Source organism: Methylorubrum podarium, from assembly GCF_022179745.1.
Lineage (GTDB): Bacteria > Pseudomonadota > Alphaproteobacteria > Rhizobiales > Beijerinckiaceae > Methylobacterium > Methylobacterium podarium.
Map to the genome: position 1 here is coordinate 1 of NZ_BPRD01000340.1, position 15,854 is coordinate 15,854.

The following is a 15,854-nucleotide window of genomic DNA, read 5'->3' on the forward strand; positions in this document are numbered from 1 at the left end:
GCGAGCGTGCCGAGCGCCTCGGTCTTCCGCTGCTCCTCCGGCCACTGGGCGGTCGAATCGCCCGTCGGGTCGCCCGGCTCGGCCAGGATCGCGACGAGGTCGAAGCGGGCCGGCCCGCGGCCCAGGCGCTCCTTCAGCTCGTCGGCGTAGAAGCTGTCGGGCTTGGCCTTCAGCTCGTCGTCGCTGAGACCGGCCTTGTCGGCGGACACGAATTTCAGCCGCGCCGTCGTCGCCTCGCCCTTCGCGTTCGTGAGCGTGTAGGCGTGGACGCCCCAGTAATCGACGCCCGCGAAGCTCGCCGGCACCGGCCGGGCATTGAGCCAAGCCGCCTGTCGCGTCGCCTCCGGGTTCGCCGCCGCGAAGGCCTTGATCTTCTCGGCATCCGGCTTGCCGTCCGGCCCCGGCGCGCGGGCCTGGAGGGCGGCCAGAAGCTGCTCCGGCGTGCGCGTCGAGAAGACCGGCGCGGAGATCACCACGAAGACCATGTCGCCGGACGGGTCGCTCATCCGCATGGCGAAGCCGCGGGTGACGGGCTTGGCCTTGTCCGAGACCTTCGGGTTGCTGCCGCCCATGGAGAAGCGGGCCGTCACCGGCACCGCCTTCTGGAAATGGGGCGCCTTGGAGAGGGCGGCGGCACCGGCAGCGGGGGTGAACTCCCCCTTGAGGCAGACGCCCTTGGCGCCGCTGGCGCGCACGCCGGTATGGTTGCCGCCGGCGGCGAACAGCCCGGCGACGATGGCGGCGGGATCGGCCTCCTCGGCCGCGGCCGGGCCGAGAAGACCGCCGATCGCGGCGGTGCAACCGAGGAGCATGCGAAGCGGGATCATGGGACACTCTCTCGCTCGAGAATCGCGCCGGGCAGGACGCCCCTCTTCATGAGTTGCGCACAATCTTTTTGCAAGCGTGGTGTCCGTCACGGTGTCGTCATAGGGTCTTCGACGCCCGTCATCGCGATGCGCCCGATCCTGCGGTGACGATCCGGGCCGCCGCCCCATGTAAGGGCGCGTCGCCCACCCGCGTGATGCTCTGCCATGAAGACGAAGAAACTCGGCCGCACCGGCCTCGACATCTCGCCGCTCTGCCTCGGCTGCATGACCTACGGCGTGCCGGAGCGGGGGCCGCATCCGTGGACCATGCGGGAGGAGGAGAGCCGGCCGCTGATCAAGCGGGCGCTCGATCTCGGGATCAACTTCTTCGACACCGCCAACTACTATTCCGACGGCACGTCGGAGGAGATCGTCGGCCGTGCGCTGAAGGACTACGCCGACCGCGATGCCATCGTGCTCGCCACCAAGGTCTACTATCCGCTCAGCGAGCAGCCCAATGCCGGCGGCCTCTCGCGCAAGGCGATCTTTTCCGCGATCGACGCCTCGCTCAAGCGGCTGGGCACCGACTACGTCGATCTCTACCAGATCCACCGCTGGGACTACGCCACGCCGATCGAGGTGACCCTGGAGGCGCTCCACGACGTCGTGAAGGCCGGCAAGGCCCGCTATATCGGCGCCTCCTCCATGTTCGCGTGGCAATTCGCCAAGGCGCTCTACACCGCCGACCGCAACGGCTGGACGCGGTTTTCCACGATGCAGAACCACCTCAACCTGCTCCACCGCGAGGAGGAGCGGGAGATGATCCCGCTCTGCGCCGACCAGGGCATCCCACTGCTGCCCTGGAGCCCGCTCGCCCGCGGCCGGCTGACCCGCGACTTCGACGCCGGCAGCGCCCGGCAGGAGAGCGATCTCGTCGGAAAGCGGCTCTACGACGCCACGGTCGAGGCCGACCGGCAGGTGGTCGAGGCGGTGGCCGAGGTGGCGCGGAACCGCGGCGTGCCGCGGGCGCAGGTGGCGCTCGCCTGGGTCGTCCAGAAGCCGGGCGTGGCCGCCCCGATCATCGGCGCCTCGAAGCCGCAGCATCTCGACGACGCCGTCGCCGCCCTCGACCTCGCGCTGACGCAGGACGAGATCGCGCGGCTCGAAGCCGCTTACGTTCCCCATGCCGTGGTCGGGTTTCAATGATGCGCCGCCTGCTCCTCCTGCGCCACGCCAAATCCGCCTACCCGCAGGGCGTGGGCGACATCGACCGGCCGCTCAATCCGCGCGGGCGCGAGGCCGCGCCGCTGATGGGCGCCTACATCGCCCGCGAGTCGCTGACGCCCGACCATGCCATGGTCTCGCCGGCCCGGCGCACGCAGGAGACCTGGGAACTGGTGCGGGGAGAGCTGCCCGAGACGTCGGTGGAGACGGTGCCTTCGATCTACGAGGCGCCGGCCGGGCGCATCCTCGACGCGATCCGCTCCGCCCCGGCGGAGGCGACGAGCCTGCTCGTGATCGGCCACAATCCCGGCCTCGGCGATCTCGCCCTGCGGCTCGTCGGGGAGGGGCCGAAGGAGTTGCGGAACGATCTGCGTGAAAAGTTTCCGACCGCGGCGCTCGCCGTGCTGGAGTTCGACGCGGACGGCTGGGAGGCCATCGCCGAGGGCGGCGGGCGCCTCACCCGCTTCGTGCGCCCGCGCCAGCTCGCGGCGGAGATGGACGACGATTGACGGGTTTCGGCGAGCCCCGCCGAACCCTTCGCCGCCCCGCGCCGTTCCTTGCTGGAACGGCCGAGCTGACACCGCGTGAGGGAAGACCGGCGTGCTCCTCGAAACGCTCCTCGCCCTGACGATCCTGGCGCCGCGGATCGAGCCCGCGATCGACGCCGCGCGGGCGCGCCTGCCGGCCCTTCCCCGCGGGGCGGCGGCGGAACCCGCGCCCGCGCCGAGCTTCAGCCAGGTGGCGCGGGCCGTCTCCAACTGGCGGGACCAGGCCAGCGAGAACCTCGCGCCGGGATCGCTCGCCTTCGTCGTCCGCCACGCGGCGACCGAGCCGGGCTTCGTCGCCCGCTGCGTGCGGCTCAACAATTACTGGTGCATCAAGCAGGCGGGCTGGAGCGGCGAACTCGGCGGCGACGCGGAGGGGCATACGGGCTTCGCCACCGCGGCGGACGGAGCGGATGCGGCGGCGCAGCTCCTTCGCCGCTACCAGCGCGATTTCGGACGGCGCTCGGCGCTCGCCATCGTCCGCCGCTGGGCGCCCGCGGAGTGCGGCCTGCCCCGCCCGGTCGTAGCTCCGGCGGCGCGTTCGGCACGGCGGGCGACGGGTGCGGTCTCGAAGACGGTCGCACCGCAGGGCATCGGCGGCACGCTGCGCGCCCGCTTCCTCGCGCGGCACGGACGGGGCGGGGTGGCACGGGCGGCGCCCTCCGCCGCGGGGGGCTTGCGGGTGCAACCCTGGTCGGCCCGGGCGCGGCTCGCCGGGCATCCCGGCCGCGCATCCCGTGCCGTGGCGAGACCGGCTGTGGCGAGACCGGCCGTGTCGGTCCCGAAGCCGGCCGCCGACATCGCGACCGGCATCACCGGGACGACGACGCGGGAGGCCGCGGCGACGCCGAAGGTCGCGCATATGGCGGCGGCCACGTCCGCACCGCCGGCTTCCGTGTTCCGCTCGTCCGTCTCCTCCGGCGCGGCCAACCCCGCCGCCCTGCTCGCGCCCGACCGGCTGGCGGCGGAAGCGGCGGCCTTGCCATCGATCGCGGCCTCGCTGCCGAAGGGCAGCCTGCTGGATCTCTCCCTGCCGGCCCCGGTCTGCTCCAACGACGAGACCCGCATCCGCAACTACGCCGCGCGGATCGCCGGCAGCGTCGGCCTCAAGCCCGACGACGACCTGCGCCTGTTCCTCGACGACGGCCGGCCGACCGCCAACCTCCTGCCGGTGATGCTGGCCATGTCCTCGGTCGAGCTCGGCACGCTGCACGCCTCGAAGGCGCTGGTGAGCGCGGCGATCGCGCGGCTCGAGGCACGCCTCTCCGGCACCGCCTCGTCGGAGTCGCGGCCGAACCCCGCCCTCTAGACCCTCGCCCCGCGGCGCGCGGCCGTGTCCCGACGCGGAGCGACCAAGGTTAGGGGAGAAGCACTACTCCCAAGGAGGCAGATGATCGGCATCGTCCCGCTGATATGGTCGCGACATCGTCTGTCGGGAGCTTGAGGGAAACCGGCCGCAAGACCGGCCCTCGCACTCCCGGCGACGCGATGACTCTCCTGCTCGTCGCTCGAAGGCAGGTGTGCCTCATCGGACGCCCGATCGCGTAGAGCGCCCGGTTCGAGCCCGGCGGTGCGGCGGGAGTCCTGTGGGGGATGCCCGGCGGATCGTGCATCCGCCCCGGCCCTCGCCGACGCGCCGCACGGCCAGACGAGGATTCGGGATGTCCTGCATCGACGGCGAGGCTGTCTTCCAGTCGACGGCGATCCGAAGCGCTCCACCCGGTGCGGCCGGGGAGGGGCGGCAATCCGTTCCGCCGGCGACGCTGACGCCGGAGGAGTTGCAGGAGGTCTTCCGGCATCAGCTCGACGCCGTGTGCCGGGTCGTGGAGGAGCAGCTCCGGACGCTCACGCGGACCTTCGCGGCCGAGCGGGCGCCGCGGGCCGAGCCGCGGCCGTCTCCGGCCCTGCCGGCGGCCGATCTCGGGGCGCCGCGGCCCCTCACCGACGGCGAGGCGGAGATCTGGCTCGCCGCGCAGTTCGGCGCGGACGCCAACGCCGCGATGACCGAGATCGTCACCCTGCGGCTCGACGGGCCTCTCGACGCCGGTCGCTTCCTGTCCGCGGTGCGGTCGGTGATCGCTCGCCACGGCGCCCTGCGCAGCCGCTTCTCCCCGAGCGGCGAGACGGTGCGGGTCGATCCCGCTGGGTTCGTGCCGGTGCACCGGGCCGACCTCTCGCGCGAGGCCGAGCCGGAGGCCGCGCTCTGCGCGCAGCTCCACGCGCTGGCGGGCCTGTCGTTCGACCCCGTCGCCGGTCCGGTGGCGCGGGCCGACTTCGTCCGCCTCGGCGAGCGGCGGCACGTCCTGATCCTCTCGGCCCACCACATCGCCTGCGACGGCTGGTCCTTCGCGGTCCTGGCCGAGGAGATCGCGAGCGCCTACCGCGCCGGTCCGGAGCGGCTGGCGCCGGCCCCGCGGGCGGAGGGCCGCGCGCCGTCGGAGGCGGGTCGGGCCCTGGCCTACTGGTCCGACGTCTTCGCGCGCCTGCCCGACCCGCTCGACCTGCCGGCCGACCATCCGCGGCCGAAGCTGCGCGGCTTCGCCGGCGACACGCGCAGCGCCGTCCTGCCGCCGCCGCTCGTCGCCGCCCTGAAGGGGCTCGCATCCCGGCAGGGGCAGACGCTGACCGCCACGCTCCTCGCCGCCTTCCAGGTGCTGCTCGCGCGCCTCTCGGGGCAGGACGACCTCGTCGTCGGCGTGCCGGTGGCCGGGCAGCCGCGCCTCGGCGAACCCGGCCTCGTCGGGCACCATGCCGACCTGCTGCCGCTGCGGGCCCGGCTCGACCCGGACGAGCCCTTCGCCGCCCATCTCGCCCGCACCGGCGCCGCCCTGGCGGAGGCCGCCGTCCAGGCCGACTGCACCCTCGGGCGTCTGCTGCGCCACCTCGACCGGCCGCACGATCCCGCCCGCCCGCCGCTGGCGCAGGTGCAGTTCAACCTCCAGCGCTTCACGGACGGGCTCGATTTCGGGGCGGGCCTGAACGGCAACCTCGCGCTGGCCCCGAAGCGCTTCTCGACCTTCGAGCTGACGTTCAGCCTCAGCGAGACGGCGGACGGCCTGACCCTCGACGCCACCTACAACCGCGCCCTGTTCGAGCCCGCCACGATCGAGCGCTGGATCGGGCACTACATCACCCTGCTCTGGCATCTCGCCCAAGATCCCGCCCAGGATCCCGCGCAGCCGGTCGGACGCGTTCCGCTGCTCGATGCAGCCGAGCGGCGGACCATGCTGGTCGAGTGGAACGCCACAGAGAAGGCGCATCTGCTCGAAGTCGGAGCGATGCGCGCCTTTCGGCTTCACGCCCGGCGCCACCCGGACCGGATCGCGATCCGCTTCGGCGACGAGACCCTTTCTTACGGCGCCCTCGACCGCTGGGCCGACCGCGTCGCCGCGTCCCTGCAGCGCGGCGCACTGCCCGAGGGCGCCCGCGTCGGCCTCCTCATGCGCCGCTCGCCCGGCCTCGTCGCGGCGATGCTCGGCGCCCTCCGCGCCGGCATTCCCTACGTCCCCCTCGACCCGGCCATGCCGTCCGCCCGCCGCGCGGGGATCGTCGCCGATGCCGGGATCGGCGCGATGCTCACCCTCGCGGCCGACCGCCCGCTCCTGCCGGAGGGCGGCCCGCGGGTGATCGAGGTCGACCGGCTCGACGGGCCGGCGCCGGCCCGCTTCCCGCGGGTTCCGGCGGACCGGGGCGCCTACCTGATCTACACGTCGAGCACGACCGGCGCGCCGAAGGGCGTCGAGGTGCTCCATCGCGGGCTCTCGAACCTGCTGTTCGCGATGGCGCGGACGCCGGGGCTCGGCCGCGACGACCGCCTCCTGGCGGTGACGACGGTGACCTTCGACATCGCCGGCCTCGAATTGCTGCTGCCGCTGATCCGCGGCGCCGAGATCGTGCTCGCCTCCGCCGAGGAGGCGCGCGACGGCCACGCCCTCCTCGACCGGCTCGAACGGAGCGCGGCCACCGTGCTCCAGGCGACGCCGATGACGTGGCGGCTCCTGCTGGAGGCGGGCTTCCGCTCCCGGCCGGGCTTCAAGATGCTGTGCGGCGGCGAGGCCCTGCCCCTCGATCTCGCCCGGCGCCTCACCGAGGGCGGCGGCGAGTTGTGGAACCTCTACGGGCCGACGGAGACGACGATCTGGTCGTCGGCCGCGCGGATCGATCCGGGCGAGGGGACGGTCACGGTCGGGCGGCCGATCGACAACACCAGCCTCTACATCCTCGACGGGCAGGGCGGGCCGGTGCCGGTCGGCGTCACCGGCGAGTTGCTGATCGGCGGCGCCGGGCTCGCCCGCGGCTATCTCGGCCGGCCGGACCTGACGCAGCGCAGCTTCATCGCGAGCCCCCTGCCGGAATGCGCCGGAGCGCGGCTCTACCGGACCGGCGACCGTGCCCGCTTCCGGCCGGACGGGCGGGTCGAGATCCTGGGACGGGCCGACCACCAGATCAAGCTGCGCGGCTACCGGATCGAGCCGGGCGAGATCGAGGCGGTGCTGCTGCGCCAGGCCGGGCTGCACGCAGTCGTGGTGCTGCGGCCCGACGCGTCGGGCGAGGATCGCCTCGTCTGCTACTTCGTGCGGCCGGAGGGCGAGGCGGCCCCGACCCTGCGAAACCTGCGCGCCGTGCTCGCCCGCGAGCTTCCGGACTACATGATCCCCTCGCAATGGGTCCGCCTGTCGGAACTGCCGCTGACGGCGAGCGGCAAGATCGACCGCAGAGCACTGCCCGCCCCGGAGGCGCGCCCTCACGGCTTGGCGGCCGATCCGGCCGCGGAGCCGGCCGCGGCGGCACCGCTTGCCCTCAAGCCCGCGCCGGAGCCAGTCCGGATGACGGAGGACGGCGTCGAGGCCAAGCTGACGGCGATCTGGCAGGAGGTGCTGGGCCTCGCCGCGGTCGCGCGGGACGACGACCTGATCGGCCTGGGGGCGGATTCGCTCAGCGTGTTCCGCATCGTCGCGCGGGCCCGGCGGGAGAACCTTCCGGTCGGGGCGGGCGACCTGTTCCAGGAGCGCACCATCGCCCGGATCGCGGCCCTGCTCCGCGGACGCCTCGGGGAGGGCGGGGAATCGCCGGATGCCCCGCGCGCACCGATCGCGCCGATCCGGCGCCCCCGGCCCGCGGATGCCGAGCGCGCCGCGGTGGGTCAGGCGTGAGGGCGGACGGAATGCGGCATTTCACCCAGGAGACGCCCGCGATGGCGGGCGAGGCCCATGGCGGCGAGGCCTTCACCGCCCGCTGCTCCCACAGCCAGACCCGGTTCTGGCTCCTCGACCAGTTGCGGCCGGGCGACCCGAGCCTGCACGTCGCCGCCCGCTGGCGCATCGCCGGGCGGCTCGATGCCGAGATCCTCGTCCGCAGCTTCCGCATCCTTCTCGACCGGCACGAAGCCCTGCGCACCTCGATCGTCGGGGAGGGCGGGCGGCCGGTGCAACGGATCGCCGCGACGGTCGCGCTGCCCTTCTCCGAGATCGACCTCTCGGGCCTGCCCGGCGACCGCCTGGGCGAGGCGCAGACCATCGCCGATTCGGAGGCCGGGAAGCCGTTCGACCTGGCGCGCGCGCCGCTCCTGCGGCTGACGCTGCTGCGGCTCGGGCGCGGCGATTCGCTTCTGCTCGTCACCGCCCATCACAGCGTCTGCGACGGCTGGTCGATGGTGGTGCTGGCACGGGAATTCGTCGCGATCTACGGCGCGCTGATCCGCGGGCAGGCCCCGGCTCCGGCGCCGCCGGCCCTGCACTACGCCGACTTCGCCGAGTGGGAGACCGCGCCGGCCACCGCCGCGGCAGCGGAGCGCGACCTCGCTTTCTGGGCGCGGTCGCTGCGCGACCTCACGCCGTTCGAACTGCCGCCGGACCATCCGCGCCGCCCCGGCCGCGAGCGCCGCTTCGCCGCCGAGACCCGCCTGCTTCCCGCCGCGCTCGGGACGCGCCTGGAGGCCTATGCGCGGGAGCACGGCGCCACGCCCTTCGTCCTCGCCTGCACGATCCTGTTCGGGCTCCTGAGCGCCCGCACCGGGCGCGGCGACGTCGCCATCGGCACGCAGGTGCTCGGACGCGACGAGATCGAGCTGGAAGGGGTCGTCGGCAGCTTCGTCAACACGCTGGTCCTCCGGGCCGTTCTCGGGCCGGGGCAGAGCTTCGCCGAGCGGCTCGCGGCGACGCGGCGGACGATCCTCGAAGCCTGCGACCACGCGCTCGCCCCGTTCGACCGGGTAGTGCAGGCTCTGGCGCCCAGTCGCGACGGGCTGCGGCCGCCGCTGATCTCGGTCAACATCCGGCTGCGCCCGGCCCCCGGCGCGCCCCGGCCCACGGCCGAGGGGATCGCCCCGATCCGCCTCGTCGATCTCGACTTTGCCGCGAGCGGCAGCTTCTTCGATCTCGATCTCGAGCTTGCGCCGTCCGAGGCGGGCTGGCGCCTGATCTGCGAGTACGATGCCGGCCTCTACGAGGCGCGGACCGTGGCCGGCCTGCTCGCGGATTTCGAGCGCGCGGCCTGCGCGGCGGTCGGGGCACGCCTGCCGGATCCGGCCCCCTTCGCGAGCGGGGCCTCGGGGTGCGGGGCGAGGGAAGTCTCCGAGAGTGCCTCTCCGGATCGGCCCGCGGAGGCCGCGCCCTCCGTTCAACGCCGAACCGAAGAGGGTCCGGAAACGGGCGCCGGGTCCGCCGACCTCCTGCCCGGGATACGGGCGATCTGGCGCGAGATGCTGGACCGCCCGGACCTCTCCGACGACGACGATTTCTTCGCCTCCGGCGGCCACTCGCTGCTGGCGGCCCGCGTCGTCGCCCGGATCGAGGCGGAGACGGGCCGTTCCGTTCCGCTCTGGTCCTTCTTCGAGGCGGGCACGGTCGCCCGCCTCTGCGCCCTGCTCGCCGGCGAGGCGACGGCGGGCGTGCGGCACCGCTCGCTCCAGGAGGCGAAGGCCGCGGAACGGCCCGGCTTCACCGCGATCCATCACGCCGCGGCCGACCAGGAGCTCTACCGGCCCCTGGCCGACGCCCTGGGCGCGGACCAGCCCTTCGCGACGCTGCAACTGGAGAGCCGGCTTCCGCCGCACGAGGAGACGCTGGAGCGCCTCGCGAGCGCCTACCGCGACGCCATCGAGGCCGCGCAGCCGCGCGGGCTGATCCGCCTCGTCGGGTTCTGCCGCTCCGGCGTCCTCGCCTTCGAGATCGCCCGACAATTCGCGGAGGCGGGCCGCGACGTCGCCCTCGTCGTCCTGATCGATTGCTGGGAGCCCGGCTATTTCCGGCGCCTCCCACCGCGCGAGCGGGGCCGGGCCGTGTCCGCCTACCGGCGCGGGCGGCTCGCCGCGCTCCTCCGCCACCTGCGCCGTGAGGGCGCTGGCTACCTCGTCTCGCGGGCGCATCTCCGGCTGCGCTCGAGCCAGACTTGGCGCCGGGTGCGACGCATCCTGCAACGCGCCGGACTCGCATCCCCCAATCCGGAGGAGGCGTTCTGGCAGCTGACCGACGATCTCGACGCGCTCGCCCTGGCCTACGAGCCGCGCCCGCATTCCGGGCCTGTGCTGATCGTGCGCAGCGAGAGCATCCCGGTCGGCCCGGCCCTCGACCCGATGCTGGGCTGGCGCGCCTTCGCCGAGAACGGCGAGACCGTCAGCGTCCCGGGCTTCGGCCACGAAGGCGCCTTCTCCCCCGCCGGGTGCCGGGTGATGGCCGCCAAGATCAGCCTGATGGCCTTGCGGTGATGCCGGCCGTTGCGGGACGACGCGCCACTTGCATTCCGCCCATCGCCGTGAGTAGCTTTGGTTAACGAATAGCCAACAAATGGGTGGGGGCGATGACCGGCGTGTCGCTTGTGCTCTGGGGAGCGGCCGGCATCGGCCTGCTGGCGGTGCTGTTTCTTCTCCGCGAACTCAGGAATGCTCCCTACGACGACGAACCCCAACGGCAGCAGGCGTTTTCGGAAGTCGAGAAGCAGAGGTTGCGCTACCTGTCGCTGGATTAGCGAGGCGGGCCGGGGGGTCACGCCGCGCGGTCATCGCGGGGCGGAGCCGAAGCGATCCAGGGGTCCGCATCATCCGGAGAGGTCGCGATCTGGATCGCTTTCGCTGAGCCTTGCAAGGACGCAGGAGAGGCCGAAGCGATCAGCCGGACAGCATCAAAGCCGTCTCACCGCTCCTTAAGCGCTCTCGCGCTGAGCCCGCAGGCGTGCGGCGAGCGCCGTGCGGTAGATCGACAGCAGCGCGGCGGTCGTCGCCGCCTCGGTCCAGTCGCGCAGATAGGCGGCGCGGGCGGCCCGACCCATCCGCCGGGCCTCCTCCGGCCGGGCGCGCAGCCGTTCGATGGCGTCGGCGAGGGCGGCAGGATCGCCCGGCGCCACCAGGAGGCCGGTCACGCCGTCCTCGATGAGGCCGGCGAGCGCGCCGATCCGCGAGGCGATGACCGGGGTGCCCGCGGCGAAGGACTCGGCCACGACCATCGGCAGTCCCTCGTACCAGAGGGAGGGGACGACGAGGGCGACGGCCCGCCCCATCCGGTCCCGCATTTCCGGGCGGGGCAGGGCGCCGAGAAGGGTGAGCCCCGGCGCCCCCTCCAGCACCGCCCGCAGCGGACCCTCGCCCGCGACGTCGACCGGTGCGGCGAGCCGTGCGGCGGCCTCCTTCAGCACCTCGACTCCCTTCTCCGGGCTGAGCCGGCCGGCATAGAGGATGCCGTCGCGCGGGTCGTCGTGCGGCGGGCCGGGGTCGGGCAGACCGTTCGGCTTCACGAAGATGCGGTGCGCGGGCAGCCCCGCCGCGATGAAGCGGCCGCGGGCGAATTCGGTGAGTGCGACGAAGGCATCGACGTCCCGCGTCCAGGTGCCGGCCCGGCGGTGCCGGTCGATCATCCGCGCCACGGCGAACGTGCCGATCCGCGAGCCGCGGTAGCAGGCGTGGCGCACGGCCGCGTAGGAGGAGCCGGTGAGGCAGGTCTCGCAAGGGGCGCCGTCGCGCATCAGCATGGCGCCGGCGCAGGCGAGGCGGAAATTGTGCAGCGTCTGCACCGTCACCGGCCCGAGCGCCCGCACCGCCCCGTGCATGGCCGGCGAGACCAGGGGGAAGGTGTTGTGGGCGTGGACCACGTCCGGCCGGAAGCGCTCCACCGCCGCGACGACGCGGGCCACGCCGCGGGGCGCGTGCGGCGCCTCGAACGCCGTGCGCAGGCGATCGAGCGGGGTGCGGATGTCGTCGTTGTGGAAGGCCAGCGTCTCGACCGTGCAGCCGGCCGCGGCGAGTGCGGCGGCCTCGTGCTCCACCACCGCGTCCTCGCCGCCCCGGATCTGGTAGTGGTTGTGGACGATGAGGACGCGCACCCCTCCGCTCCCTACGACCGGCGCGGCGCGGGCTGCCGCGCCATCTTCCAGAGGAACACGGGGGCCATCACGAGGTAGCGCCGCCACAGCCGCCGGGGCTCGCTGGCGAGCCGGTGCAGCCATTCGAGGGCGAGCACCTGCATGATCTTCGGCGCCCGCTTGACCGCCCCGGAATGGAAATCGAAGGCGGCGCCGACGCCGATCAGGACCATGCCGGGCAGGCGGTCGAGATGGTCGTTCATCCAGATGTCCTGCTTGGGCGTCGATATGCCGACCCAGACGATGTGGGGCTCGGCGGCCCTGATCGCATCGGTGAGTTCCGCGTCGCGCTCCGGCGAGACGGCGCCGAAGGGCGGGCAGGCGAGCCCGCAGACCTGCGTGCCGGGATATTTGCGGGCGAAGTTGGCCGCGACCTGCTCGGCCACCCCCTCCTTGCCGCCGTAGAGATAGTGGCGGATGCCCGTGTTCTGGGTCGCGGCAAACATCTCTTCCATGAGCGAGGGACCCGGCACGCGGCCGGTGCCGTGGGCGCGGAAGCGGCTGACGATGGTGAGCGGCGCCCCGTCCGGGGTGATCATGCTCGCCCGCTCGTGGGCGGCCCGCAGGTCGGGCTGGTCCTGGGCGCACATGATCCCGTGCACGTCGCGCACGCAGACCATGCTGGTGCGCCGCCCCCGCGCCCAGCCGATCAGGGTGCGGACCGCGAACGGCATGTCGATGACGCTCACCGGCACGCCGAGGATGCGGGTCGCCGGCAGGCGGTGCCCCGCCCCGTCGGCGGGGACGAAGTGGGGATCGTTCCGGTTGATCCGCAGCGCGTAGGGCCCCGGCGCCGGGACGGAGGCGGCGTCGCGCATCGGCAGGCTTCCGTCGAACTCAGGCACGATCTCACGCATCGGCGACATGCTCCCGGAACCACGCGTAGGTCGCGGCGATGCCGTGCCGCAGCGGCACTTTCGGCGCCCAGCCAAGCCCGCGCAGCTTGTCCGCGGACATCAGCTTGCGCGGCGTGCCGTCGGGCTTCGTCGGATCGCGGACGATCTCGCCCTCGAACCCGACGACGTCGCAGACGAGACGGGTGAGGTCGTAGATCGCGATGTCCTCGCCCGAGCCGACATTGACGTGCTCGGCGTCCGAATAGGTCTTCATCAGGTGGACGCAGGCGTCGGCGCAGTCGTCGACGTGCAGGAACTCCCGGCGGGGCGATCCGGTGCCCCAGATCACCATCTCCTTCGCCCCGTCGCGCTTGGCCTCGTGCGCCTTGCGGATCAGGGCCGGCAGGACGTGGCTCGAAGTGAGGTCGAAGTTGTCGCCCGGCCCGTAGAGGTTAGTCGGCATGGCCGAGATGAAGTCGCGCCCGTGCTGCTGGCGATAGGCCTGGGCGAGCTTGATCCCGGCGATCTTGGCGACCGCGTACCACTCGTTGGTCGGTTCGAGCGACCCTGTCAGCAGACTCGACTCGACGATCGGCTGCTCGGCGAATTTCGGGTAGATGCAGCTCGAGCCGAGGAACAGCAGCTTGGCCACATCCTCGCGGAAGGCCGCCTCGATGACGTTGGCCTCGATCATCAGGTTTTCGTAGAGGAAATCGGCCGGGTAGGTCGCGTTGGCGAGGATGCCGCCGACCTTGGCCGCCGCCAGGAACACCGCGTCCGGCCGCCGGTCCCGCATCCAGGCGCGCACGGCGGCCTGGTCGCGCAGGTCGAGTTCCGCGCGCGTCGCGGTGAGGATCTCGCAATCCTCGTCGCGAAGGCGGCGCTTCAGGGCGCTGCCGACGAGGCCGCGATGTCCGGCCACGAAGACGGTCTTGCCCGCCAGGCTGTTCATCGGTTCGGCCCTCACAGAAGCGGGTTGGAATCGGTCGGCGCCGGGTTCTCGCGGTACCACGCGACCGTGCGCTCGATGCCCTGGACCAGGGAGACGGAGGGCGCGTAGCCGATCGCCCGCATCTTGCCGATGTCGGGGCAGCGGCGCGGCGTCGCCCCGGCGGCGGCCGGTCCGGCGACGAGTTCGACGCGGACGCCGAGCGCCTCCGCGGTGATCCGCGCGAGGTCGCGGATCGCCACCTCCTCCATCGAGCCGATGTGATAGACGTTCATGCTCTCGCCGTCGCGCCACATCCGGACGATGCCGTCCACGACGTCGCTGACGTAGCAGAAGGCCCGCGTCTCGCTGCCGTCGCCCTGGAGCGTGATCGACCCGCCGTCGCCGGCCGCGACGATCTTCTCGATCAGCTGCGGCACGACGTGCTTCCAGCCCATGTCGGGACCGTAGACGTTGTGCGGCCGGAAGACCTGGACCTTGCGCAGCTTGTCGCGGCAGTAGTTGAAGGCGATCAGCTCCGAGATCAGCTTCGACCCGCCGTAGGAGTAGCGCGGGTTGAGCGAGTCGGGGATCACCATCTCGATGTCCTCGTCCGTCGGCACCACGCGCGGGGTCTGGTAGACCTCCGCCGAGGAGGCGACGACGAGATCGGGCACGCCGGCCTCGATGCAGGCCTCCGACACGGCGAGCGCGCCGCGCACGCCGACATCGAGCACGAGCTGCGGCTGCGTGTAGAAGTTCTCGGTGCCGTTGACGGCAGCGAGGTGGAACACGCACGTGACGCCCTTCAGCGCCGCGACCAGCGCATCCTTGTCACGCACGTCGAGGGTGGCGCGCTCGATCGCGCCCTGCGCGTCGGCCAGGCGCGAGGCCTGACCGCGGATGTAGTTGTCGATCGCGACGACCTCGTGCCCCTCGGCCAGAAGCGCGCGGGTGAGGTGGGCGCCGATGAATCCGCCCGCCCCGGTGACAGCCAGCCTGCTCATTGAAACTTACCCACGAGGTTGCCCACGGTGACGTAGCGATTTTCCAGAACCTCCGCCGGCATCTCGCTGAGGTTGTTCCAGTAATCGTAGACAAAGGCGTCGTCCGACATCGTCGCGATGATCTTTTCCAGATCGATCTTCGAATATTCGGGATGGTTGTTGGCGATCACCAGCACGTCGGCGCCCTCGCAGGCGGCGGCGAGGCTGTCGTAGAGCGTCAGCCCCGACGAGATCGCCCGGACGTGCTCCATCGGCACGACGCCGTCATAGACCCTGATCTCGGAGAACTGCTCGCTCGCCATCATCTCGCGGATGACGTGGAGCGACATCGATCCGCGCAGGTCGTCGGTCTCCGGGCGGCCCTTGAAGGCAAGGCCCGCGACCACCGCCTTGAACGGCCCGGCGCGGCGCGACCGCAGCCGCTCGACGAGGCTTCCCACCGTCTCCGCCGGCTGGCGCTCGTTGACGAGCCGCGAGGCCGCGGTGATCTCGAGGTTCACCCCCTTGCCGGAAACCGAGGAGAGGAGGATGTGCGGGTCCTTCTCCAGGCAGGGCCCGCCGACGAGGCCGGGGGCGGCGACGTTGGTGCGGGTGTAGCCGAGCTTGCCGTAGCGGATCACGTCGTTGGCGTTGATGCCGAGCGCGTCGCAGGCCCGCGCCACCTCGTTGGCGAAGGCGAAGTGCACGTCGCGCGAGGTGTTGTCGACGAGCTTGATCATCTCCGCCGTCTCCGGGCTCGCGACCCGGACGATGGTGTGGGTCAGGCGGCTGAACAGGGCGGCGGCCGCGTCCGAGGCGTCCGGCGTCTCGCCGCCGACGATCTGCGGCAGGTTGATGAGCTCGCGCATGGCGTCGCCCTCGAGCGTCCGCTCGGGGCACATGGCGAGGTGATAGTCGATGCCGGTGCGGTCAAGGATCGGCTTCACCACGCCCGTCGTCGTGCCGATCCGCACCGTCGAGCGCAGGATCACCGTCGCGCCGTCAGAGAAATGCTCGGCCACCTCGCGGGTCGCCTCCTCGATCATGTCGAGGCGCGGCTCGTGCGAGCCGGGATAGAGCGGCGTGCCGACCGTGATGATGTAGTACCCGGCCTGCGGCACGTCCCGCGTCGTGGTGCTGGCGACGAAGCGGCCCTTCTTCACCACGTCGGCGAGCGC

At 72.6% G+C, this 15,854-nt stretch carries 12 protein-coding genes; 6 read left to right on the forward strand and 6 right to left on the reverse strand.

Going from position 1 to position 15,854, the window contains the following annotated elements; translation table 11 throughout:
* A partial coding sequence (locus MFF42_RS16740) for a catalase (protein WP_238256762.1) occupies positions 1 to 827 on the reverse strand: 827 nt, incomplete at its 3' end.
* Between the two features lie 204 nt (positions 828 to 1,031).
* Here MFF42_RS16740 and MFF42_RS16745 point away from each other — a divergent pair.
* The 6 genes from MFF42_RS16745 to MFF42_RS16770 all read left to right on the forward strand — a co-directional run bounded on the left by MFF42_RS16745 (position 1,032) and on the right by MFF42_RS16770 (position 10,540).
* The gene (locus MFF42_RS16745) at positions 1,032 to 2,012 is read left to right on the forward strand and encodes an aldo/keto reductase (RefSeq protein WP_238256763.1); all 981 of its coding nucleotides are present in this window, start codon (positions 1,032 to 1,034) and stop codon (positions 2,010 to 2,012) included.
* Entirely contained in the window at positions 2,009 to 2,539 is a 531-nt protein-coding gene (locus MFF42_RS16750) for a SixA phosphatase family protein (protein ID WP_238256764.1), read from the forward strand. Before MFF42_RS16745 ends, MFF42_RS16750 begins: the two co-directional genes overlap by 4 nt.
* Before the next feature lie 91 nt (positions 2,540 to 2,630).
* Complete coding sequence (locus MFF42_RS16755) at positions 2,631 to 3,884, forward strand: hypothetical protein (protein WP_238256765.1); 1,254 nt, start codon at positions 2,631 to 2,633, stop codon at positions 3,882 to 3,884.
* Between the two features lie 352 nt (positions 3,885 to 4,236).
* Entirely contained in the window at positions 4,237 to 7,728 is a 3,492-nt protein-coding gene (locus tag MFF42_RS16760; RefSeq protein WP_238256766.1) for a non-ribosomal peptide synthetase, read from the forward strand.
* A gap of 11 nt (positions 7,729 to 7,739) precedes the next feature.
* Positions 7,740 to 10,280, forward strand: a complete 2,541-nt coding sequence (locus tag MFF42_RS16765; RefSeq protein ID WP_238256767.1) for a condensation domain-containing protein — start codon at positions 7,740 to 7,742, stop codon at positions 10,278 to 10,280.
* 92 nt (positions 10,281 to 10,372) lie between these two features.
* On the forward strand, positions 10,373 to 10,540 hold the full coding sequence (locus MFF42_RS16770; protein WP_238256768.1) for a hypothetical protein: 168 nt from the start codon (positions 10,373 to 10,375) through the stop codon (positions 10,538 to 10,540).
* A gap of 174 nt (positions 10,541 to 10,714) precedes the next feature.
* On the opposite strand, the gene MFF42_RS16775 is transcribed toward MFF42_RS16770, so the two are convergent.
* The 5 genes from MFF42_RS16775 to MFF42_RS16795 form a co-directional block, all read right to left on the reverse strand.
* A complete protein-coding gene (locus tag MFF42_RS16775; protein WP_238256769.1) occupies positions 10,715 to 11,887 on the reverse strand; it encodes a glycosyltransferase in 1,173 nt (390 codons plus the stop codon).
* 11 nt (positions 11,888 to 11,898) lie between these two features.
* Positions 11,899 to 12,783, reverse strand: coding sequence for a WecB/TagA/CpsF family glycosyltransferase (locus MFF42_RS16780; protein ID WP_238256770.1), 885 nt, complete (start codon positions 12,781 to 12,783; stop codon positions 11,899 to 11,901).
* The gene (gene fcl, locus MFF42_RS16785) at positions 12,776 to 13,714 is read right to left on the reverse strand and encodes a GDP-L-fucose synthase (protein ID WP_238256771.1); all 939 of its coding nucleotides are present in this window, start codon (positions 13,712 to 13,714) and stop codon (positions 12,776 to 12,778) included. The genes MFF42_RS16780 and fcl overlap by 8 nt, the downstream gene beginning before the upstream one ends.
* A gap of 11 nt (positions 13,715 to 13,725) precedes the next feature.
* On the reverse strand, positions 13,726 to 14,697 hold the full coding sequence (locus tag MFF42_RS16790) for an NAD-dependent epimerase/dehydratase family protein (RefSeq protein WP_238256772.1): 972 nt from the start codon (positions 14,695 to 14,697) through the stop codon (positions 13,726 to 13,728).
* The coding region (locus tag MFF42_RS16795) for a nucleotide sugar dehydrogenase (RefSeq protein WP_238256773.1) at positions 14,694 to 15,854 on the reverse strand (1,161 nt) is incomplete at its 5' end. The genes MFF42_RS16795 and MFF42_RS16790, both read right to left, overlap by 4 nt.